General features: G+C 74.0%; 16 protein-coding genes and 1 pseudogene. 7 read left to right on the top strand and 10 right to left on the bottom strand.

Features of this window, described 5'->3' with window-relative positions; genetic code table 11:
- Nucleotides 1–12: 12 nt before the first annotated feature.
- Nucleotides 13–1,572: an MFS transporter gene (locus CR470_RS04735; RefSeq protein ID WP_097866317.1), complete on the top strand. Its 1,560-nt coding sequence runs from the start codon at nucleotides 13–15 to the stop codon at nucleotides 1,570–1,572.
- A 76-nt stretch (nucleotides 1,573–1,648) separates the two neighbouring features.
- Here CR470_RS04735 and CR470_RS04730 read toward each other — a convergent pair whose 3' ends face one another.
- From CR470_RS04730 to CR470_RS04715, 4 genes are all read right to left on the bottom strand, one after another.
- A complete protein-coding gene (locus tag CR470_RS04730) occupies nucleotides 1,649–2,842 on the bottom strand; it encodes a flavin-containing monooxygenase (RefSeq protein ID WP_097866316.1) in 1,194 nt (397 codons plus the stop codon).
- A gap of 130 nt (nucleotides 2,843–2,972) precedes the next feature.
- The gene (locus CR470_RS04725; RefSeq protein ID WP_097866315.1) at nucleotides 2,973–4,733 is read right to left on the bottom strand and encodes a hypothetical protein; all 1,761 of its coding nucleotides are present in this window, start codon (nucleotides 4,731–4,733) and stop codon (nucleotides 2,973–2,975) included.
- Between the two features lie 140 nt (nucleotides 4,734–4,873).
- Nucleotides 4,874–5,713, bottom strand: coding sequence for a class I SAM-dependent methyltransferase (locus CR470_RS04720; protein ID WP_257138420.1), 840 nt, complete (start codon nucleotides 5,711–5,713; stop codon nucleotides 4,874–4,876).
- Nucleotides 5,710–7,578, bottom strand: coding sequence for an NAD(P)/FAD-dependent oxidoreductase (locus tag CR470_RS04715; protein WP_097866314.1), 1,869 nt, complete (start codon nucleotides 7,576–7,578; stop codon nucleotides 5,710–5,712). Before CR470_RS04715 ends, CR470_RS04720 begins: the two co-directional genes overlap by 4 nt.
- Before the next feature lie 328 nt (nucleotides 7,579–7,906).
- Between CR470_RS04715 and CR470_RS04710 the strand changes: the two genes are divergently transcribed.
- From CR470_RS04710 to CR470_RS04695, 4 genes are all read left to right on the top strand, one after another.
- Nucleotides 7,907–8,359 carry a DoxX family membrane protein gene (locus CR470_RS04710; protein WP_097866313.1) on the top strand — a complete coding sequence of 151 codons (453 nt, stop codon included), beginning with the start codon at nucleotides 7,907–7,909 and terminating at the stop codon, nucleotides 8,357–8,359.
- Nucleotides 8,356–8,790 (top strand): Zn-ribbon domain-containing OB-fold protein, encoded by a 435-nt coding sequence (locus CR470_RS04705; RefSeq protein ID WP_097866312.1) that lies wholly within the window; start codon nucleotides 8,356–8,358, stop codon nucleotides 8,788–8,790. The genes CR470_RS04710 and CR470_RS04705 overlap by 4 nt, the downstream gene beginning before the upstream one ends.
- 131 nt (nucleotides 8,791–8,921) lie before the next feature.
- Nucleotides 8,922–12,473, top strand: a complete 3,552-nt coding sequence (locus tag CR470_RS04700; RefSeq protein ID WP_097866311.1) for a CHAT domain-containing protein — start codon at nucleotides 8,922–8,924, stop codon at nucleotides 12,471–12,473.
- Nucleotides 12,470–13,141, top strand: coding sequence for a hypothetical protein (locus CR470_RS04695; protein WP_097866310.1), 672 nt, complete (start codon nucleotides 12,470–12,472; stop codon nucleotides 13,139–13,141). The genes CR470_RS04700 and CR470_RS04695 overlap by 4 nt, the downstream gene beginning before the upstream one ends.
- Nucleotides 13,142–13,234: 93 nt before the next feature.
- On the opposite strand, the gene CR470_RS04690 is transcribed toward CR470_RS04695, so the two are convergent.
- A complete protein-coding gene (locus CR470_RS04690) occupies nucleotides 13,235–13,504 on the bottom strand; it encodes a hypothetical protein (RefSeq protein ID WP_257138418.1) in 270 nt (89 codons plus the stop codon).
- A gap of 129 nt (nucleotides 13,505–13,633) precedes the next feature.
- On the opposite strand from CR470_RS04690, the pseudogene CR470_RS04685 reads away from it, so the two are divergent.
- Nucleotides 13,634–13,765: pseudogene (locus tag CR470_RS04685) on the top strand (DUF397 domain-containing protein); the annotation flags it as partial.
- Nucleotides 13,766–13,798: 33 nt separating this feature from the next.
- Here the strand turns inward: CR470_RS04685 and CR470_RS04680 are convergent.
- The 5 genes from CR470_RS04680 to CR470_RS04655 all read right to left on the bottom strand — a co-directional run bounded on the left by CR470_RS04680 (nucleotide 13,799) and on the right by CR470_RS04655 (nucleotide 19,138).
- Nucleotides 13,799–15,052 carry a cytochrome P450 gene (locus tag CR470_RS04680; RefSeq protein WP_143663767.1) on the bottom strand — a complete coding sequence of 418 codons (1,254 nt, stop codon included), beginning with the start codon at nucleotides 15,050–15,052 and terminating at the stop codon, nucleotides 13,799–13,801.
- A gap of 384 nt (nucleotides 15,053–15,436) precedes the next feature.
- On the bottom strand, nucleotides 15,437–16,021 hold the full coding sequence (pspAB, locus tag CR470_RS04675; protein ID WP_097866308.1) for a PspA-associated protein PspAB: 585 nt from the start codon (nucleotides 16,019–16,021) through the stop codon (nucleotides 15,437–15,439).
- Between the two features lie 29 nt (nucleotides 16,022–16,050).
- The gene (gene htpX / locus CR470_RS04670; protein WP_097866307.1) at nucleotides 16,051–16,959 is read right to left on the bottom strand and encodes a zinc metalloprotease HtpX; all 909 of its coding nucleotides are present in this window, start codon (nucleotides 16,957–16,959) and stop codon (nucleotides 16,051–16,053) included.
- 101 nt (nucleotides 16,960–17,060) lie between these two features.
- Nucleotides 17,061–17,741 carry a pyridoxine/pyridoxamine 5'-phosphate oxidase gene (locus CR470_RS04665; RefSeq protein ID WP_097866306.1) on the bottom strand — a complete coding sequence of 227 codons (681 nt, stop codon included), beginning with the start codon at nucleotides 17,739–17,741 and terminating at the stop codon, nucleotides 17,061–17,063.
- Nucleotides 17,742–18,004: 263 nt separating this feature from the next.
- The gene (locus tag CR470_RS04655; RefSeq protein ID WP_097866305.1) at nucleotides 18,005–19,138 is read right to left on the bottom strand and encodes a thiolase C-terminal domain-containing protein; all 1,134 of its coding nucleotides are present in this window, start codon (nucleotides 19,136–19,138) and stop codon (nucleotides 18,005–18,007) included.
- A gap of 300 nt (nucleotides 19,139–19,438) precedes the next feature.
- Between CR470_RS04655 and CR470_RS04650 the strand changes: the two genes are divergently transcribed.
- A partial coding sequence (locus CR470_RS04650; protein ID WP_179892140.1) for an acyl-CoA dehydrogenase family protein occupies nucleotides 19,439–20,194 on the top strand: 756 nt, incomplete at its 3' end.

Raw genomic sequence — 20,194 nt, 5'->3', positions numbered from 1 at the left:
CAGGGGAGCGCCATGAGCACAACGACCGTACGCAGAGCGGGTGCCCGGGAGTGGGGAGGGCTGGCCGTCCTCTCGTTGCCCACCGTGCTGCTGGGCCTCGACGTCACCGTGCTGTACCTGGCGCTCCCCTCGCTGGCGGAGGATCTGCGTCCGTCCGGCACCCAGGAGTTGTGGATCATGGATGCCTACGGCTTCCTGATCGCCGGTTTCCTGCTCACCATGGGCACGCTGGGCGACCGGATCGGCCGTCGCAGGCTGCTGATGTCCGGGGCCGCGGCCTTCGGGATCGTCTCGGTGCTGGCGGCCTGGTCCACCAGCGCCGATCTGCTCATCGTCGCGCGGGCGGCCCTGGGGATCGCCGGAGCCACGCTGATGCCGTCCACACTGGCGCTGATCAGCAACATGTTCGCCGATCAGCGCCAGCGCTCCCTGGCCATCGGTGTCTGGGCGACGAGCTTCGCGCTCGGCATGGCGCTCGGGCCGGTGGTCGGCGGTGTGATGCTGAATCACTTCTGGTGGGGTTCGGTGTTCCTCCTCGCGGTCCCGGTCGCGATCGTGCTGCTGGTGGCCGCTCCGGCCCTGATCCCCGAGTACCGGGCACCGCGAAGCGGCGCGTTCGACTTGCTCGGCGTCGCGCTGTCGCTGATGGCGATCCTGCCGGTGGTCTACGCGGTGAAGCGGTTCGCCGAGGACGGCCCCGACGGGCCCACGGTCGCCGCCGCGCTGCTCGGAGCCTTCTTCGCGGTGCTGTTCGTCCGGCGTCAGGGCAGGCTGGCGAACCCGCTGCTGGACGTGCGCCTGTTCGCCGACCGGACGTTCAGCGCAGCGTTGAGCGTGCTGCTCGTCGGACTCGTCGGCGTCGGCGGCTCGATGCTGCTGATCACTCAGCAGCTCCAGTTCGTCGAGGGGCTGCCCCCCGTCGAGGCGGGCCTGTGGATGGGGCCGCCTGCCCTGCTGATGTTCCTGGCGGCGATCGGGTCGCCCCTGGTCGCGCGCCGGGTGCCGCCGGGGATCGTGGTGGCGGCCACCCTGGCGCTGTCCACGGTCGGGTACGCGCTGCTCGCCCTGGTGGACGCCTCGGACGGCATCGCCCCGATGGTGATCGGTTTCGGTCTCGTCTACCTCGGGCTCGGGGCGATCGCGGCCCTGGGCACCGACCTGGTGGTCGGCGCCGCGCCGGCGGAGAAGGCCGGCTCGGCCTCGGCGATGTCGGAGACCGTGCAGGAGCTGGGCCTCGCCCTGGGCGTGGCGGTCCTCGGCAGCCTGGCCACCGCGGTCTACCGCGACCGGGTCGAGATGCCCGCCGGCGTCCCGTCCGAGGTGGCCGACGTCGCGGGTGACAGCCTCGCCGGTGCGGTCTCCTCGGCGCAGCGGATGCCCGCCGGCTGGCTCGACCACGCCAAGGAAGCGGCCACCTCCGGGATGAACACCGCGATGATCACCGCCGCGGCGTGCACCCTGGTGCTCTCGCTCCTGTCCGCCGTCGTGCTGCGGCGCGTCGGCGTCATCGGCGGCGACGTGCCGCAGCACGACGGGGACGACCCGGCGGAGACGGCCCTGTCGGACGTCTGACCGGGGCCGGGCCCGCCCTCGCCCCACGGCACGCCTTGGCGTGCGGGGCTCCGGGGTACGTGGGGGCTCCAGGCCCTCAGTGCGACGCCCGCGCCACCCTCTTCGCGATCTTCTCGGCGTCCAGGGCCATTTCGCGGAGCATCCCGCTGATCGGGTTGGTGAATCCGGTGAAGTAGAGCCCCGGGGCGCCCTTCGGCGAGCATCCGCCGCGGGCGACCGGGCGGCCCCGCCCGTCCAGGACGTCCAGGTGGCCGAGCAGCGGCTCCAGGGCCCGGTCGTAGCCGGTGGCGGCGATGACGGCGTCCGGGGTGAGGCGGGTGCCGTCGGCCAGGACCACCGTGTCCTTGTCGAAGGAGGCGACCGTCGCCACCGGGGTGACCGCGCCGGACCTGACCGCGTCGACCAACCCGGCGTCCTGGACCGGGATCGCGCCCTGGCGGACCCGGGAGTACAGGCCGGTGTCGGGGCGGGGGAGGCCGTGGGCGGCCAGGTCGGGCACGGCTATCCGGCACATCACGGCCCCCGCGCGGTCGACGAGCCGCACCGGCAGGCGGCGGACCAGGATGCCGGTGGCCTGGGCCGGCCAGCCCGCGGTGGAGCGGCGGACGATGTGCGGGACCGTCCGGACCGCGATGCGCACCCGGGACGCGCCGCCCTCCGCGAGGTCCGCGGCGATCTCCGCGCCCGTGTTGCCGATGCCGACGACCAGGACGTCCCGGCCGGTGTACGGGGCCGGGGCGCGGTACGCCGCCGCGTGCAGCAGGTCGCCCGTGAACGTGTCGCGGCCCGGCCAGTCGGGGATGCGCGGGGTGTGGTTGAAGCCGGTGGCGACGACGACCGCGCGGCCCCGCAGGACCCGACCGCCCGTCGCCGTGAGCTGCCAGTCGCCGGAGCCGTCGGGGGCCCGGTCGATCCGCGTCACCTCGACGCCGGTGACCACTTCCAGCCCGTGGTGCTCGGTGTACTTCTCCAGGTACCGCACCACGTCGTCCCGGCCCACCCAGCGCCCGAATCCGCGCGGCATCCTCAGCCCCGGCAGCGCCGACCAGCGGCGGGTCGTGTGCAGGCGGAGCCGGTCGTAGTGGCCGCGCCAGGACGCGCCGACCCGGTCCGACTTCTCCAGGACCACGGCCCGTACGCCCCGGGCGCGCAGTGCGGCGGCGGCGGCCAGGCCTCCGGGGCCGCCGCCGATGACATAGACGGGACGGTCGTCCGTACGGTCGGTGAGGGCGGCGGCGTCACTGCCGGTGGGGGACGGGCTGTTGGGCATGGTTCGGAGCGTAATCGCCCGCTCTGTTGATGGGTCTCGGTCAAGAGCGAAATCGATTGCGAATTGATCACGGGCGGAGGTCGGTCGATCACGGGCAGGGGGCGGTTGATCACAGGCAGGGGCCCGTCGATCACGGGCAGGGGCCGGGGGCGGCCAGAGCCGCTGCCAGCGCCTCGGCCCGGGCGGCGGCGACGGACGGTTCGGCGCCGGTCGCGGCGACCATGGCCCACCGTCGCGGTACGCAGGCCACCGCCTCCAGCAGGGCGCCGGGCACGGCCATGGACCGGGCCGTCGCGTCCATCTGATGGAGCGTCCGGTCCGCGGGCGGCAGGAAGACGCGGGTGGAGGCGTACGGTTCGTCGATCGCCTGTTCCCGGGCGCGGTCCCGGAAGGTGCGCAGGCTCTCGGCACCGTGCGCGGAGAGGTTGAAGTCGATCGCCCCGACCAGGAGACGGTCGCCGAACGCGCCGCCGAGCCGGCCCACGGCGAAGTCGATGCCGCCGGTGACCAGCCCGCCGTAGCTGCCGTCCGCGACGCTCCCCGAGCCCCGGAAGGCCGAGCGGACGGCCTCCAGCGCGGCGCGGACGGTCCGGTACGCGTCCCGGGGCAGCCCGAGAGCGGTCCAGCCGGCCTCGTCGACGTAGTCGTTGCCCCGCCAGGAGTAGCCGTCCAGCATCTGGAGGGTCAGGCCATCGGCGACCTGCCCGTTGCGGATGTGCCCCGACGGCACGACCGGGATGCGGCGGGCCGCCGGTGGCCCGGCCTCCGGGGAGCCGGGCTCGGCTGAGGCGGGCCCCGGAGGGCCGGGCTCGGCCTCCTCGTCGCCCAGGGAGACGGTGAGGAAGGTGACCCAGGCCTCCAGGAGGTGGTCGTCCCCGACCGCGTGCGCGGTGCGGGCCTCCGCGGCCAGCCGTCCGGTGTCGGCGAGGTCCAGGTTTCCCACGATGCGCGCCCCGTCGCCCGCGTCGGCGGGCTTGAGCGCGGCCCGGTCCAGACCGTAGCGGCATCGGAGCAGGGCGGCCGCGTCGAGCACGTCGGCCACGAAGGCGTCCCGGTCGACACCGGTGCGGGCGATCGTGTAGCCGGGCAGGACCGGGACGGTCAGCCCCAGCCGCCGGTGGGCCCGCCCGAGACGCTGCTCGGCGGCGAGCAGTTCCTCGGGGGGCAGGTCCAGCGCGGACGCGGGCATCGCACGGGCGTCGGCGACCGTGGGGTGGATGTGGTTCTTCCGGTTCCATCCGGTGGCGACCGCCGGGCTGTTGGCGTCCGTGGCCAGCTCGGCCAGCCCGGTCCTGCGGAGCAGCCAGAGCAGGAAGATCTGCGTCTCCACGTCCAGCGCGTACAGCCGGATCACCGCGTCGGGGCGGTCGCGCAGCCAGTCGATGACGTGGCTCAGGGGGGTGTCCGCCCCCTCCTCGTGGGCCTCCGCCATGAGCAGCAGGGCGTGGGTCAGGTAGTAGTGGTCCAGGTCGCCGATGTCGACGGCGGGGACGCCCCGGAGCGCCGCGGCCTCGGCCCAGGGCGCGGTACGGCCCAGGGTGAGGTCGTCGGGGGTCCCCAGATACACCGACCTCGCTTCGACGTACGTGGTCACGTCGTGGGGTTCCTGGCCGCTCAGCAGAGCGGCCAGGTCCCCGTCGAACGCTTTGAGCAGGGGTGTGGTGGTGTGCAGCAGGAGCGAGGGGGCGGTGCTTCCCGGCTGGGCCCGGTACGGCCGCACCGCCTCGCCCGCGGCCCTCGCCACGGCCGCGGTGTCCATGCCGAGAAGCCGTTTGGCGCTCTCCGCGACGCGCGTCTCGTCCCAGACCCGGTGTCCGGTGAAGAAGCCTTCCCAGCGTGCCTTTCCGCCGTCTCGTGCGGAGTGGACGGACGCGGCGACGGGTGAGAGCACCGTGTTCCCTTTCGGCGATGATGTTTCCGGTTTCCGGTTTCGGTTTCCCGTGTTCCGACGTTCCGGTGTTCCGACGTTCCGGTATTTCCGGTGTTTCGGGTTTCTGGGCTGCCCGTGTTCCCGTGTTCCGGTGCGGTGCGTCAGTTGCGGACCGTGGTGAATACGACCGTTACGTAGGGTAGCTCGAAGGTGTTGCCGCTTTTCAGTTCCGGGTGCACGGTGGCGAGTTCACGTATGCGTTCCTCGATTTCCCGGCGGCGGTCCGGAGAGGACGTCAGGTAGTACGAACGTGATTTTATGAGCGTGACGAGGGACTCGATCGTCTTCGTCTCGGAGTGCGGGAAGAATCCCTGTTCGACGGCCCCGAACTCCGGCCCGAACGTGGGGTCGCGCAGCCAGCCGGTGAGCCATGAGGTGTCCTGGGTGCGCAGCGCCCTCAGCGCGCCGTGCAGCATGATCGCCGCGGGGGTGCGCGGGTCGGTCCCGGTGTCCTCGTCGGCGAGGATCCCGGACAGCGCCGCCGACCAGGGGACCTCTTCGTCGCGGAGGTTCCAGAGGGTCGCCAGGACTCCGCCGGGGCGCAGTACGCGCGCGATCTCGGCGTGGGCGGGGGCGGGGTCGAACCAGTGGTAGGCGTGGCTGACCAGCACCGCGTCCAGGCTGGCGTCGGGCAGCGGGATGTTCTCGGCGCTGCCGGCCAGGGCCACGGATCCGGGGGCGGTGGCGGTGATGCGGGCGCGCATCGCGCCGTCCGGTTCGACCGCCCGGGTCCGGTGCCCCTCGGCCGCCAGGACCCGGGTGAGCAGGCCGGTGCCCGCGCCGAGGTCCAGCACGTCCCGCGGTTCGGTTCCCAGGATCCACCGGACGCTCTCGACGGGATATCCCGGCCGGGTCGTCTCGTAGGCGTCGACCCCGTCGCCGAAGGAACTGCCTCGCTGCTGCCATGCCGTCGTGTCGGCCGTGGCTTCTTCGTCCGTCATTCCGGGAGCCTCGCATCCTTTTGTCCGTAGAACATACGGAGTCGATTCGGGTGATAGTCGAAGTGCATCGGATGGCTTTCCCCGCGCAGTGCAGCCGCCACCGCCTCGGCGGTCACGGGTGCCTGGGCGAATCCGCCCGTGTTGTGACCGCCGGTGACGAGGAGAAGCCCGCCTCCGGCGGTCCTCGTGGTCTCGAAGACCGGAAGGCTCGAAGCGGTCCAGGGTCGCACGCAATATCTTCTGCTCCGCTTCAGCAGACCGGATCTCCGGGCCTCGTCGAACGCGTCGGGGAAGAAGGAGGACGCCGTGTCGTCGACCGCCGCGTAGAGCGCTTCGAGCTGGGTCGGATCGATGTTGTCCGGGTCGGCGCCCGTCCAGCCGTAGCCCGATCCGACGGTGAGGAAGGAGCGGCCGTCCGGGCCCTCGGTGACGGTGACGTTGGCGTCGGCCGCGGTGTGCCCGCTCCGGGTGATCTTCAGGGAGTTCTTCAGTCCCCGGCCGGCGTCGGGGAGGGTGAGCCAGACGCCGACCATTCCGTGGATCAGCCCGGCGGACGCGGTGCCGCGCAGCAGCGCTTCCCCGTAGGCGCCGGGGGAGAGGACGTAGTGGTCGGCGCGGACCGTCTCGCCGTCACGACAGCTGATCCCGTCCGGCGCGCCGCCCTCGCCCGGGACGAGGGCGTCCACCGGCCGGCCCCAGTGGAAGACCGCGCCCGCCCGCTCGGCCGCGTCGGCCACGACGCCGAGGAACCGGTGCACCTGCACGGTGAACCCGTTCACCTCGATGCCGCCGACGAAGGCCCCCGCCCGGTGCGCCGCGGCCAGCGCCGGGTGCCGGGCGCTGACCCGGTCGGCGGACAGGATCTCGAAGTGCCGGTCGGTGAGGACGCGTTGACGCGCCACATGGGCTTCGAGCACGGCCTGATCGCTGTAGACCCGCAGGATGCCCTCCCGCAGGCCGACTCCGTGGAACAGCTCCGGAGCGTCGTGCCGGAGCTCCCGCCAGAGCCGGTCGGACGTCAGGTTGTAGCCCAGGACGTCCTCGGTGAGGGACCGGGCCAGCCAGCCAGGCACCCGGGCGTTGTCCTCGGTCCAGGCCGTCTCCGCCGGCCCGAGGCGGGCCAGGTCGGCCAGGCCCCAGCCCTTGTCCTTCACCGGCTGGGTGAAGGGCGGGGGCCCGCCGCCGGGGCTGCCGAAATAGCCGTCGGCCTCGGTGAGCGTGAACATCCGGGCGTCGCCGCCGCCCCTGCTGCATCCGAAGCATGTCCACGGCGCGTCGGACCGGGGGTCGGGGCCACTGTCGTAGAACGTCACACGGTGACCGGCCCGCAGCAGCCGCAGCCCGGTCAGCAGGTTCACCACCCCGGCGCCCACCAGGACGACCGAGGCCGCCTCCGGCCGGACGGCGCCGAGGTGCCCGGCGAGCACCGGGCGGACCCGCTCGGCCAGGAAGTGCCGTTCGGCCGTGGCGAGCGCCCGTGCGTAGAGGTCCGCGGGGGGCTCGGCGGCCCCGGCCGACGGGCACACGGTCACGCGTAATCGGGATGCGGCCGGTCCGGCCCCGGGTAATCGGCGGGTGCGCGGGCGGCGGACCCGCGCGGCGCCCTCTCGTGCCCCGCCCGGTCCGGCCACCCGGTCCAGGAGGACGACGACCAGGGGGCGCTCGCCCGCCGCCGCGCCCCAGGCGGCCGTCTCGGCGGCCTCGGGGGCGGACCGGGTGAGCAGGACGTCCGGCCGGTCCCGGGCCAGCGCCCGACCGCGGAGGGCGCCCGGCCGGGCCCCGAGCGTGGGGCGGTGCAGTATGTGCGCGCCTCTCAGCAGCGGCTCGACGGAGGTCGGCACTGGGTGATCCAGCAGAACCAGCAAGGGGCCTCCTCTGCAGGCTGGTTGGTCAGTTTCCAACCGGTCGGTCGGCGAAACGCCGAGGGGCCCCGGTGTCCGGATTTACGGCCTTCTACGTCTCGGAATCCCGACAGCGGGCCTTCCGTGCCGCATGTCGCGGACGGCGCCGGGCGTCGCCCCCACATGCTCCCGGCACGTGCCACGCCCGGACGCCGGGTTCGCGGGCGGTGCCGGGCATCGGTGTCCGGCTTCCGGCAGAGGCCGGATGCCGCCTCCCTCTTGCGCGAGGCCCCACCTGTCCGCTGAACTAACTGAACTGACGGCCCGTCAGAAATCGCTCTCCGGAGGCCCGATGCAGACGATCTGGCTCAGCGGCGCCGAATGGCTCGCCGTCCTGCGCATAGGCCTCGGCCTGTGGTGGCTGGAGAGCTGGCGGCACAAGGACAAGAAGGGCTGGTTCGAGCGCGGCACGGGCATCGCCTGGGCGGCCGACGTCGCGGGCAAGCATCGCTGGGGCGTGGTGCGCACGGGCTTCGGGCGGATCGTCGAACCGCGCCCCAAGGTGATGGCGTACGTCGTCGTCTACGCGGAACTGGCCCTGGGACTCGGCCTGGTGACGGGATTCCTGACCCCGGTGGCCCTGGCCGCCGGACTCCTCCTCAACCTCCTCTACCTGGTCCTGATGATCCACGACTGGGCCGAGCAGGGGCAGAACGCCATGATGGCGCTGATCTCCCTGGTGGCCCTGTTCGGCATGGCCTGGCAGACCTGGTCCCTGGACTCCGCCCTCGGACTGTTCCCGTGACCCCGGAGCGCACGGCGGCCCCGCGCTTCGACCTCCCCGAGCCCGACGCCTTCACCCGCCCCTACTGGGACGCGGCGGCGGAGGGGCACCTGCTCCTGCGCCGCTGTGGCGGATGCGGCCGGGCCCACCACTACCCGCGCGAGTTCTGCCCGTACTGCTGGAGCGAGGACGTCCGGTGGGAGCGTGCGAGCGGGGAGGCGACCCTCTACACCTGGTCCGTCGTCCACCGCAACGACCTGCCGCCCTTCGGCTCCCGCGTCCCGTACGTCGCGGCCGTCGTCGACCTCGCCGAGGGCCCCCGGATGATGACCGGGATCGTGGAGTGCGCGCACGACGGTCTCCGCGTCGGGATGCGGCTGACGGTCACCTTCCGGGGCGCCGGGGAGGGCGAGGACGGGGAGGCCGTGGCGGTGTTCCGGCCCTGCGGCTGACCGGCTCCGCGACGTCCGGGAGAGGTCGGGGCGGCCGGGCGGCCGGATCCCGCCGGAAACGGTCTGCCCGTGTTCGCCGCCTGTGGAAGGGTGGCGCGGGGGGCCATGATCCGCGGGTACGAGGGGGCGGCGTGCGACGGTCGGGGGATGTCACGGGCTGGGCGTTCGTGGCGGAGGTGGACGGAGTCCGGCACGCCGGGCTGGCGGTCGGGCAGGCGGGGCTCAGCCCGTTCACCGGGGCCGGTCCCGGCGGAAGCCTGTTCACCCGGGCCCACACGCGAGGGCTGGCCGTGCTCACCTCGCTGGACGGACTGCCGTTCGCGGACGCCGTCGACGCACGGTGGTGCGTCCACCGGGACACGGCGGGCGTCTTCGCCGTCTTCGGCCCCGGCGGCCTGGAGTTGGCGTACGACCTCGGCCTGGACCTGCCGCCCGGCTGGCTGGAGACGGCCGCCGGTGCCGGATCGCTCGTCCTGGTGGTGTCCCACGTGCTGCCGGCCGCGGGCGACATGGCCGGCGTGCTGACCGACGAGACGCGGCGGGGGATGGTCTGCGCCGGCCGGGTGCGGTTCGGCCCGCCCGGCCACGCGGCGGCCGGTCCGCCCACCGTCACCTACGTCCTCGACCCGGTGTCCGTCCTGCTGGAACTGGCGCTCCACGTCGGGGACCGGGTGCTGTCCCTCGACGCGGCCAAGGTGCGGGCCCGGGGGATGGAACGGACGCGGCGCGGACTGGAGCGGGAACTGGAGCAAGCGCACGGGCTGACCGCCGAGGCGATGCTGAACGCGCTGACCGAGGAGGCGTCCCGGAGCCGGGACGCGCCCGCCGACGTCCTCCACCTCTACTGGCGGCTGGTGGCCGAGGTCGCCGAGGAGTGCGGGGCGGAGTCCACCTGGCGGCAGGCGGCCCTGCGTACGGTCGAGAGCGCGGCGCCGGTTCTGGCGCAGCGGTGCGATCGCTCGGTCTTCGAGGAGGCCGACACGGTGGCGGGCCGCCTCGTCGCGGAGCTGGAGGGCTCCCCGGACCTGGCGGCGGCCCTCCTGGCGGCCGCCAGGCTGCGGCTGGCGGTACGGGGGCCGGAGGACCGGGGCGGCGACGGGTACGCCGGTGAGGAGTGGACCGTGCGGGCCGCCCAGCTCGCCGCCGACCTGTACCGCTCTCCGCCGCACCGGCCGTGGCCCGACGGGGAGCGGCCGATGCGGTTCGACGCGCGGCTGCGGGCGGAGGCGGCCCAACTGCTGCTGAGGGCGGCCGAGTCGGATGACCGGGAGCGCGGCCCGGGCGGCGCGCTGCGTCCGGCGATCCTGGCCGCGCTGGCCCAGGTGCTCGCGGAGGACGGAGACGTGGACCAGGAGACCGCGCGGGCCGCGTTCGCCGCGCTGTACGAGGCGCCCGGGGCCGCTCCGCCGGACCTGCTGCTCTTCCTGCTCCGGTCGGTGGCCGACGTGCCGGACACGCTCGTCGACGCCGTACGCGAGAACGTGTTCGGCTCGGACGCCGGGGCCTTCCTTGCCGCGTACGGCGGCGCCGTCGCCGCCCGCACCGTCGACCAGGGCATCAGCCTCGCCCGGGAACGCGCCGACCGGCCGCTGCTCCGTGCCGCGCTGGACTGGGCCGACAGCTCCTCCCTCCTCCGGGGCCCCGCGCACCGCCGGCAGCTGACGGAGGCCCGGCTGCACGCACTCCCCGACGACCCCACCGGCTGCCCGGCCCCCGGCGACCCCGTCCCACGGTCCTTCCCGGCGTCCTGGCCGGCGGCCCGGCGCTCCGCCGCGCTGCTGCACGCCGCCGCCCACGCCCGCGACCGGCGGCAGCCCGCGCTGGGCGCCGACCTCCTGCGGCAGGCGGGACCGGGCGACAGCGCGGCGGTCAGACTCCTGACGGCGGACCTGTACCGCCTGGCCGTGGAGCAGGGCGAGCCGGTCTCCGCCGCGGTCCCCTTCCCGTGGGGCCACTCCACGTACGCCGCTCTCTCCTACGCCTCACTGGGCCAGCAGGACCTGGCCCAGGCCTGCCTGCTGCCCGTCCTCCGGGAGATACCGCGACTGCGCGGCGACGCCCTCAGGAACGCCGTGTACGCGATCATCGTGGACGTCCCGAACTTCGACACCAGCGGAGCCCCGGCGCTCGGCGAGGTGCTGCGCGACCTCGTCCACTCCGCCGTATGGCAACTCACCGTCGAGATCGAGACCATGCCGGTGGCCCTGATGCTCGGCCTCCACCAGGCGGGCAAGGGCCCGGAGGCGGGCGCGTGGCGCCGGATCGACGGCCCGGTCACCCCGCCCCCGCACATCGGGAACTACGTCGAGAAACTCCGTGCCCTGGAGAGCCCCACCGCCCCCGGCGGCGCGACGGCGAACCTGCTCGACGTGCTGGACGCCGACCACCACCCCGGACGCGAGGGCGCCGAGGACCGTGAGAGCGGCGACGGCGACGGGGGCCGCGAGGGCAGCGCGGGCGGCGGGGCCCCCCGGGGCGGCGACGAACGCGAGCAGTTCGCCCGCAACCTGCGTCGGCGCATCTCCTCGTTCATCGACGACGAACTGCGCGGCCGCTCGGCGGCGTTCGTGGACGACGCGCACCTGTGGGCGCGTACGGCGGAACTCCTGGACGACCGCACGGTCCTGCTCACCTGGTTCCTGCCCACCGCCGTGAACGGCGCGGCCGTCCTGCTCGCCGTCACCCGCGAGGACAGCGCGATGATCGTGCAGCTCGGCGACCCCGCCGACGGCGGACCGGAACGGGCCGCGGCCTACGCCGACCGGCACCCCGTCGCCGACCTGGTCGAGGCGGTCCGCACGGAGGTCGAACGCGACCCGCTCTTCGGCGACGTGACACCGGAGGGCCGCCGGCTGCTCACGGGACACGAACTCCCGCTCGTCGCGGGCGACCGGTGGGCCGCGTGGCGCGCGCGGGGAAAGGACCGCCTCCTGCTCTGGCCGCACGGCGCACTGCACTACCTGCCGGTCGCGCTCTGCACCGCCGGGGGCCGCGTGATCGCCGACGACTGGACCGTCACCACCATCGCCGGTCTCGAAGCGCTCCTCCCCGCCGCCGGCCCCGTACGCCCCCGCCGCACCGCCGTCCTCGCCTCCGCCAACGGCGGCGTCCCCTACGGCATGCCCGCCGAACCCGCGCTGGAGGAGCACGCCAGGACGGTCGCCGCGGCGGTCGGCGCGACCGTGCTCACCGGTCCGGCCGCCACCCGCGCCGCGCTGCTCGCCGAACTCGCCACGGCCGACGTCGTCCACCTCGCCGTCCACGGCACGATGGACCAGGACGCCCCTTGGCTGCACTGCCTCTACCTCACCCCGGACGAGGACGACGACGGCCGGCTCCTCGCCCACGACTTCCTCGGGCTCGACCTGCGGGGCGTCCGCCTGGTCACGCTCGCCGCGTGCGAGTCGGCGCTGGGCCGGTTCGACCGGGCGGACAACATCCGCGGCGTCCCGGCCGCGCTGATCACCGCCGGTGTGCAGGCCGTCGTGGGCTGCCTGTGGGCCGTCCGCCCCGAACCGGCGACGTACTTCTACCACCGCCTGCACCAGCGGGCCGCTTCGGGAGAGGATCTTGAGCGCGCGTTCCGCGCAGCGCAGACCGCCACCCGGGCCCGCCACCCCCACTACCGGGACTGGGGAGCGTTCACCTTCCTACTGGGCCGGAGCAAGGGAGCCAGCACATGACCGAGGTCCAGCTGCACGATGTCGCGCTGGTGCCGGAGCGCACCCTCGGCGCCCCGGCCGAGGACGGACCGCTGCGCGGCCGGCTCACCTTCGGCTGGGACCTGCTGCCCGCCGACCACCCGAGCGCCCCCGCCGACTGGCTCGCCCAGGTCCGCGGCACGCCCGGGCGGGACTACCGCCACCTGCTGCTGGTGTGCTCCTTCCGGCCGGAGACCCCGCAGTCACCGGGCGTCTTCCGGCACGCCTCCCTGGCGGTCTCCCTCACCACCCCCGACCCCGCCGTACGGCCGGTGGCCCGGCTCATCGACCCGGGCGAACGCACCCGCCCGGCGGCGGCCGGCCCCGGTACCGGACTCAGCTTCACGGTGAGCACCGGCATCGTGGACCTGGGCGTCGAGCGGCAGCCGGACGCGGGCCCCGGCCGGGAGGAGTGGATCGTGCGCGGCCACGGGGCGTCCCAGCCGGACCCGCAGTGGGAGTTTCGCAGCCTGCGCCGCCTGCCGCTGGTCGGCGACCACCCGGTGGCCGCCCTGGTGGAGCTGGTCCCCGGCGCGGCGAACACGGCGGAGGTACTGGTCGCCGCCGAGCTGGAGCACCGCAGTTGGGGCGTCCGCCGCTACCGGGCGAGCCTGGGGCCGGCACGCCACGGCATCACGCTCAGCCCGTGAGCCCGTGAGCCCGTGAGCCCGTGAGCCGTGAGTCCGTGGGCCCCGCCCGGCCCGGTGCTCACTCCTCCGCCGCCGCCGGGGCCAACTGGGCCATCACCAGCCCGTGCAGCACTCCGCGTCCACGAACGCGTCCTCCTCCGGTGCCCCGCACCGCCAGCTCAGCGGGTAGGTGTTGCCGTCCGGGGCGGGGATGCCCACCCACTGGTCGCGCGCGGCCGGCCCGAAGCACGTCGCGCCCGGCGGCCAGTCGTACCCGTCGCTCGACCCCGGCGGGATCAGGAAGTACGTCCACCGCGCCCCCGCCATCTCCCGCACGACCGGGCCCGGTTCGCCCTCCGTCAGGGTGGCCAGATGCTGGAGCACGGCCTCGCCCCGGACGCCCCGGAGCCGGATGGCGTCGAAGTGGATACCGGAGAGGTGCAGTCGGTGCCCGGCGACGGGTTACCCGATCGGGGAGTTTCTTGCTCGTCTGGCTAGCAGCATTCCGCCGAAGCCTGCGTGGAGGTCGCCCCCTGCCCCCACACCGTCCACCTCCGCGACTCCAAGGTCACCGACGGGCCCGCCTTCGCCGTCGCCCCGGCCGCCTGGACCGCGTTCCTGGAGCACGCCACCGTCAACGGCTGACGTTCGACGGCCGAAGGCCGGTGCCGCCGCGCCTCAGCGGGGCCTCAGCCCCAGGGTGAGGCGGGCCGGGAGCAGCGTCGTCCGTACGTCCGGGAGCGGGTCCATGTGCTCCACGGTGAAGCGGAACCGGGCCACGAGCGTGGACAGGACGGTCGCCAGCTCCAGGTCCGCCAGCGCCTTGCCGACGCACCAGCGGCTGCCGATCCCGTACGGGAGGTACTCCCCGGCGGCCGGCTGGAGCGACGCCCAGCGGTGCGGGCGGAACGCCGAGGGGTCGGTGAAGACCGGTGCGGTGCGGTGCATGACGTACGGCGAGATCATGACCGCCGCGCCCGCCGGGAGGCTCCAGCCGCCGCAGGTCTGCTCGCCGTTGGCCGTGCGCAGGATCAGCCAGTTGGGCGGCCACAGGCGCAGTGACTCGGCGATCGTCCAGCGCAGGATGTCCGGGGTGGTGTCGCCGCCGCCCGGGTCCACGGCGGTGGCGCACTCCTCGGCCACGTCCGGCTCACGGGCCAGCGCCACCAGCGCCCAGGTGACGGCGGCGGCCGGGACCCGGTAGGAGGCGAGGCCGTTGGAGACGAGCATGCGGACCGTCGCCTCGCCGTCGAGCCCGGCGGCGGCCAGCGACGCGACGAGCCCGCCCTCGCCCGGCCCGTCGAGCACCCGGCGCAGCTCCTCCTCCAGCTTCTTCTGCGCGCTGACCGACCGGCGGTAGCGGGGCAGGAGGCGGCGCACGGCGGGTGGGAAGTGGAAGGGGCTGCTGATCAGCGGGGTGAGCGAGTTCAGCAGGTCGCCGGTGCGCCGGGCGGCGGCCCCGGCGTCGCGAGTGCCGAAGCAGAACCGGGCGAAGGAGCGGGCGGACAACTGCTCCAGCTCGGCGACGGGATCGATGACCGAGGAACGGGTCCGCCAGCGGTCGCACAGCCGGCCGGTCTCTTCCTCCAGCCAGGCGCGGTGGGCCTCCAGCGCCGGGGGAGACATGCCCTTCTGGGTGGCACGCCGGCCCCGCATCCACGCTTCGGTGGCCGGATCGCCGCGCTCGCCGCTGACCTCGTCGCGCCGGATGTTGCCGGTGACGAGGAAGTCGGTGTTGGTGCAGCGGAGTACGTCGTGGACGGCGGCCGGGTCGTTCACCAGGACGGTGCCCCCGGTCAGCTCCACCACCGGGCCGTGCCGCTCGACCGAGGCCAGGAGATGGCCGAGGCGGTCCTTCTCGTACTGCTCCATCAGCCCGGCCTGCGTCGCGCCCGTACGGACCGGGAGGCGGGGCATGGTCTGTTCGGTCAACGGTGATACCCCTGGGTCGGAGAACGGCCCGGCCCCGACAGGCGGGGCCGGGCCGTCATCGGGCCTGACGTGTTACGGGATCCAGGGGTAGGCCCCGGCGGCTCCCTTGGTCGTGAAGCCGAACTTGCTCGCAGCCTTGTAAAGAATGCGCTTGGCCATCGGACACCTCCTAGGACGGGGGGAACATCGACGGCGTGACCACCGTCGTCAGCGGTTGAGGCATAGCCCGATGTGGCTGTCGATAAACGGAGCGGCGGGAAGAAGCCCGGCAACTCGCCGTCATGACAGGAAGGTTGGCCGGAATGAGGGGCCGGTGCAGGACCCGGCCCCGGCGCGCTGCCGGAGTGCCGGAGGCGCCAGAGCCGCAGAGTGCCGGGGCGGAGCTCACAGCCCCGGCGCCCCCCACACCGGGAACCACCGGGACAGGTCCTTTTCCACCCGGAGGTCGTCGCCGAGGGCGCCCCTGACCTGGAGCTCCAGCTGGTTGTCCCGCTTCTCGGCGCCGCCGGGCAGCGGCGCGAAGGGATAGAACGTGCCGCGCTTGTACAGGTAGACCAGGGCGAGGGCCCGTCCCTCCGCGTCCCGGAAGCCGATCAGCGAGCAGAGCAGGTGCGGGCCGAAGCCGCCGTCCTGGAGCAGGGTGTTCACCGCGTGGAGGTCGTTGACCAGCCCCGCCGTGTCCTCGGCCGGATGGCTGGCCAGCAGCCAGGTGTAGCCGTACGCGTCCCGGCTGAACTCCACCGGGATGCCGCCGCGCTCCGTGTCCGCGTCCAGCAGTTCGCGTACGTCCTCCTGGAGGCGCGCGAAACCGCCACCCTCCACTCCTGCGAAGCAGACCGAGCCCAGACCGGTCGGGGTGAGGCCGGTGGCGGCCTGCAGGGTGAGAGCGGCCGAGGGGACGGCGAAGAGCTGGTCGAGGTCGGGACGGACCGGTTTGCTCCGGCCGAGGATCACGTCGAGCAGGCCCACGGGCGTAACTCCTTAGAACGTTGAAGCGCTCAGCGGGACAGGTCGGTGGAGATGCGCGACAGCTGGTCCAGGCGCTGTTCCAGCGTCGGGTGGGAGGAGAACAGCCGGCCCAGGCTCTCCTTCGAGGAGAACGCCGGGACGAAGTAGAACGCGTTGTACGGCTCCGCCTTCCGCAGGTCCTCGGTCGGGATGCGGGCCATCTGCCCGCTGATCTTCGTCAGGGCGGAGGCGAGCGCGGAGGGCCGTCCGGTGAGCAGGGCGGCGGCCCGGTCGGCGGACAGCTCGCGGTAGCGGGAGAGCAGCCGGGTCAGCAGGAAGCTGATCGCGTACACGACGGCGCTGATCAGCGGGATCAGCAGCAGGAGGATGCCCGCCGGGTCGTTGCCCGGCCTGCTGCGGGCGAAGCCGCCCCACAGGGCGATACGGGTGATGATGCCCGCCAGCACCCCGAGGAACGAGGCGATCGTCATGACGGCGACGTCCCGGTGCGCGACGTGCGACATCTCGTGGGCGAGGACCCCTTCCAGCTCCTGCGGCTCCAGTCGGCGCAGCAGGCCCGTCGTCGCGCAGACCAGGGCCGTCTTCTCGCTGCGGCCGGTGGCGAACGCGTTCGGTACGTCGCTCTCGGCGATGGCGACCTTGGGCTTGGGCATGTCGGCCAGCGCGCAGATGCGGTCGATGGTGCCGTGCAGCTCGGGGGCCTGTTCGGGGGTGACCTCGCGGGCCCCCATGCCGTACGCGGCGATGCGGTCGCTGAACCAGAACTGGGCGATGAACAGGCCGCCCGTGATGACCAGGATGATCGGCCAGGAGCCTTGCAGGGCCGCGAGAAGCACGCCCACGAAGACGACGTAGAGCAGGCCGATCAGGAACATGGTGGTCACCATGCGACCGGTCAGGCCCCGGTCGGGGGCGTAACGCGAGCGGGCTCGTGGCATCGGTGCCTCCCAACAGCTCCCTCTCACCTGACTCCCATAGTGCCCCTTTGCGGTCTGAACCGGGTAAAAGCGGTGCTTGCGCCGGTCGCTGTCCGCGCCGGTCAGGGCCAGAGCAGCTCGCGCGTCCAGCCACCGTCCTCCTGGCGCCGGTAACGCAGTCGGATGTGGCGGCGCCGGGCGTCACCCTGGAAGAACTCGGCCTCGGCCGGCTCGACCACGTACCGGGTCCAGGTCGGAGCCTCCGTGTCCGGTTCCGCCCGCGCCCGGTCCCAGGCCGCGTCCGCCGCCCGGTGCAGCTCCGCCACGGAGCCCACGACCTCGCTCTGCGACCCGGTCAGCGCGGCGGCGAGCGCCCCGGTGGACCGGGCGTGCAGGTCGGCGTGGCTCTCGGCGGGCGTGCAGCGGACGACGGCACCCCGGACCCGTACCTGCCGGCCCTGCGCGGGCCAGTAGAAGCCGAGCGCCGCGTGCGGGCGGACGGCGAGGTGGCGACCCTTGGCGCTGGTGGCGTGGGTGGCGAAGTGGAAGCCGCGCTCGTCGGCGTCGTGGAGGAGCAGCGTGCGTACGTCGGGGAGGCCCTCGGTGTCGGCCGTGGCCAGCGACATCGCGTGCGGCTCCGGCTGCCCCGCCGCGACGGCCTCGGCGAACCAGGTGTGGAAGAGGGGGACCGGGGCGGGCGGGGCCGACGCCGGGTCGAAGGACGGCAGCTCGGTGTCCCAGACGCGCTGGGTGTGCAGGAGGTCGCGGAAGGCGTGCGGTGTGTGGTCGCTCATGGAGGCCATTGGACCGCACAGGGCTCCGTCCGCAGGGCGTAGCACGCTGAGACACAGCGGGCTGCAGTGAGGTCCCGTCGCGACCCTCGGCCGCGACACCTCGACCTGATGATCGCGTCCATCGCGTCGGTCCGGGACCTGCCGCTCTACACGCGGAACGCCGATGACTTCAAAGAGCTGGAGAGCGTGCTGACTGTCGTCGGGCTGTGAGCCGGGCGGGGCAGTCGGGCCGTGAGTCGGGCGGGCAGCCGGGACGCACGGGGCGGACCCCGTCACCCCCGCCCCAGCAACACCGTCCCCGACGAGCAGAACCAGCCGCCCGTCCCCGAGGCCACCGCCAACTCCGGGAGACGGCCGCCGGCCTTGCGGACCTGTCGTTCGCCGGCCTCGCCGCGCAGTTGCCGTACCGCCTCCACCAGCAGGAACAGCCCCCGCATCCCGGGATGGCAGGCGGACAGGCCGCCGCCGTCCGTGTTCACCGGGAGTTCGCCGCGCAGCCCGGTGCGGCCGTTCTCGACGAACGCGCCGCCCTCGCCCTTCGCGCAGAATCCCAGGTCCTCCAGCGTCACCAGCGTCATGTACGTGAACGCGTCGTAGATCTCGGCCAGGTCGACGTCGGCGGGCCGTACCCCGGCCCGTTCGAAGGCCAGGCGGCCGGAGACGGCGGCGGGCGAAACCGTGAAGTCCTCCCACTCGGACATCGTGGAGTGCGAGACGTGCTCCCCGGTGCCCAGGATCCAGACGGGCTCCTTCGCCGTGTCGGGGACGTACTCCTCGGCGGCCAGCAGCACCGCGCAGCCCCCGTCGCTGCGGATGCAGCAGTGCAGCTTGGTGAACGGGTCCGCGATCATCGGGCCGGAGAGGACGTCGTCGACCGTGATCGGCTCCCGGAACATCGCCTCCGGGTTCGCCGCCGCGTTCGCCCGCGCCGTCACCGCCACCTCGGCGAGCTGCGCCGGCGTCGTGCCGTAGGCGTGCATGTGGCGGCGGGCGGCCATCGCGTACTTGGCGATCAGCGAGTGCCCGTACGGCACCTCGAACTGCGACGGCCCCCGCGCCCCGAACGAGAGGTTCGACGTGCGGCGGCCCGCCTTGATGTCGGCCCGGGCCGTCGACCCGTAGACGAGGAGCACCGCCCGCGCACGGCCCGCCGCGATGGCGTCCGCCGCGTGGGCGGCCATCACCTCCCAGGTGGCGCCGCCCACCGCCGTGGAGTCGACCCAGGTGGGCCGCAGTCCCAGGTACTCGGCGACCTCCACCGGGGCGAGCGTCCCGAGCCCCGCCGAGGCGAAGCCGTCGATGACCGAGCGGTCGAGGCCGGAGTCGGCGAGCGCGCGGCGGGCGGCCTGGGCGTGCAGGGCGTACGGAGTGGCGTCGTCGACACGGCCGCAGTCCGCGAGCGCCACGCCGACGACGGCGACCCTGCGCGGACGACGGGAGGCGGCAGGGGGAGCCGGGACGAGGGAAGCCTGAGCGGGGGAAGCCGGCACGGAGGAAGCCGGGGTGGGGGAGGCTGGAGTGGGGGAAGCCGGGGCCAGGGACATGAATCTGACGGTACATCAGATAGCGACCTCCGCAACCGGTTGCGCCCAACGGCTTCCTTCGCCCACGCGCGTACGCAACCCTGGGAATTCCCGCCCCCCGCACCTAATATGACGCCCCGTCAGGTCAGGGGCAGCCGGCCCCTGGGTGGAAGGAGCCCGCAGATGGACGCCGCCTTCACCGCGGAACAGCACGAGATCCGTCGCACCCTGCGCGAACTGCTCGCCAGGAGCGCCGGACCCGACGCGATCCCCGCCGCCGTGTCCACCCCCGAGGGCTACGACCCGGTCCTGTGGCGCAGGCTCGCCGGGGACCTCGGGCTGCCGGGCCTCGCGCTCGCGGAGGAGTACGGCGGAGCGGGTTGCACGGCCACCGAGCTGGCCCTCGCCTGCGAGGAGACCGGGCGCGCGCTGCTGCCCTCGCCGCTGCTCGCCACCGCCGCCCTCGCCGCACCCCTGATCGCCGCTCTCGGCACCCCGGACCAGCGGGCCGCCCTGCTGCCCCGGATCGCCGAAGGAACCCTGACCGCCGCCCTCGCCGTCCCCGGCGGCTCGCTCGCCGCCGCCCTCGGCCTCACCGGCGACAACCGCGACGGGGCCTGGGCGGGCGGCGGCCGGGCCGGTGGCATCCAGGCCCGCGGGCCCGGGGAGGCCGGCGGCCGGCGGCTCTACGGGGAGGCCTGCCGGGTCCTGGACGGGCACAGTGCGGGGCTGCTCCTCGTCGCCGCCCACGCCGGGGGTTACCCGCGCAGCCGTACGCTCCTGTTCCTGGTGGACCCCGGAGCGGCGGGGCTGGCCCGCACCCGGCTCACCGCGATCGACGAGACCCGCCCGCTGGCCCGCGTCGAGCTGCGCGACACCCCGGCCGAGCTGCTCGGCGCGGACGACACCGCCGACGCGGCCGACGCGCTCGCCTGTCTC

Source organism: Streptomyces sp. rh34 (genome assembly GCF_002551245.1).
GTDB lineage: Bacteria > Actinomycetota > Actinomycetes > Streptomycetales > Streptomycetaceae > Streptomyces.
This window is presented reverse-complemented; position numbering and strand designations above follow the sequence as displayed.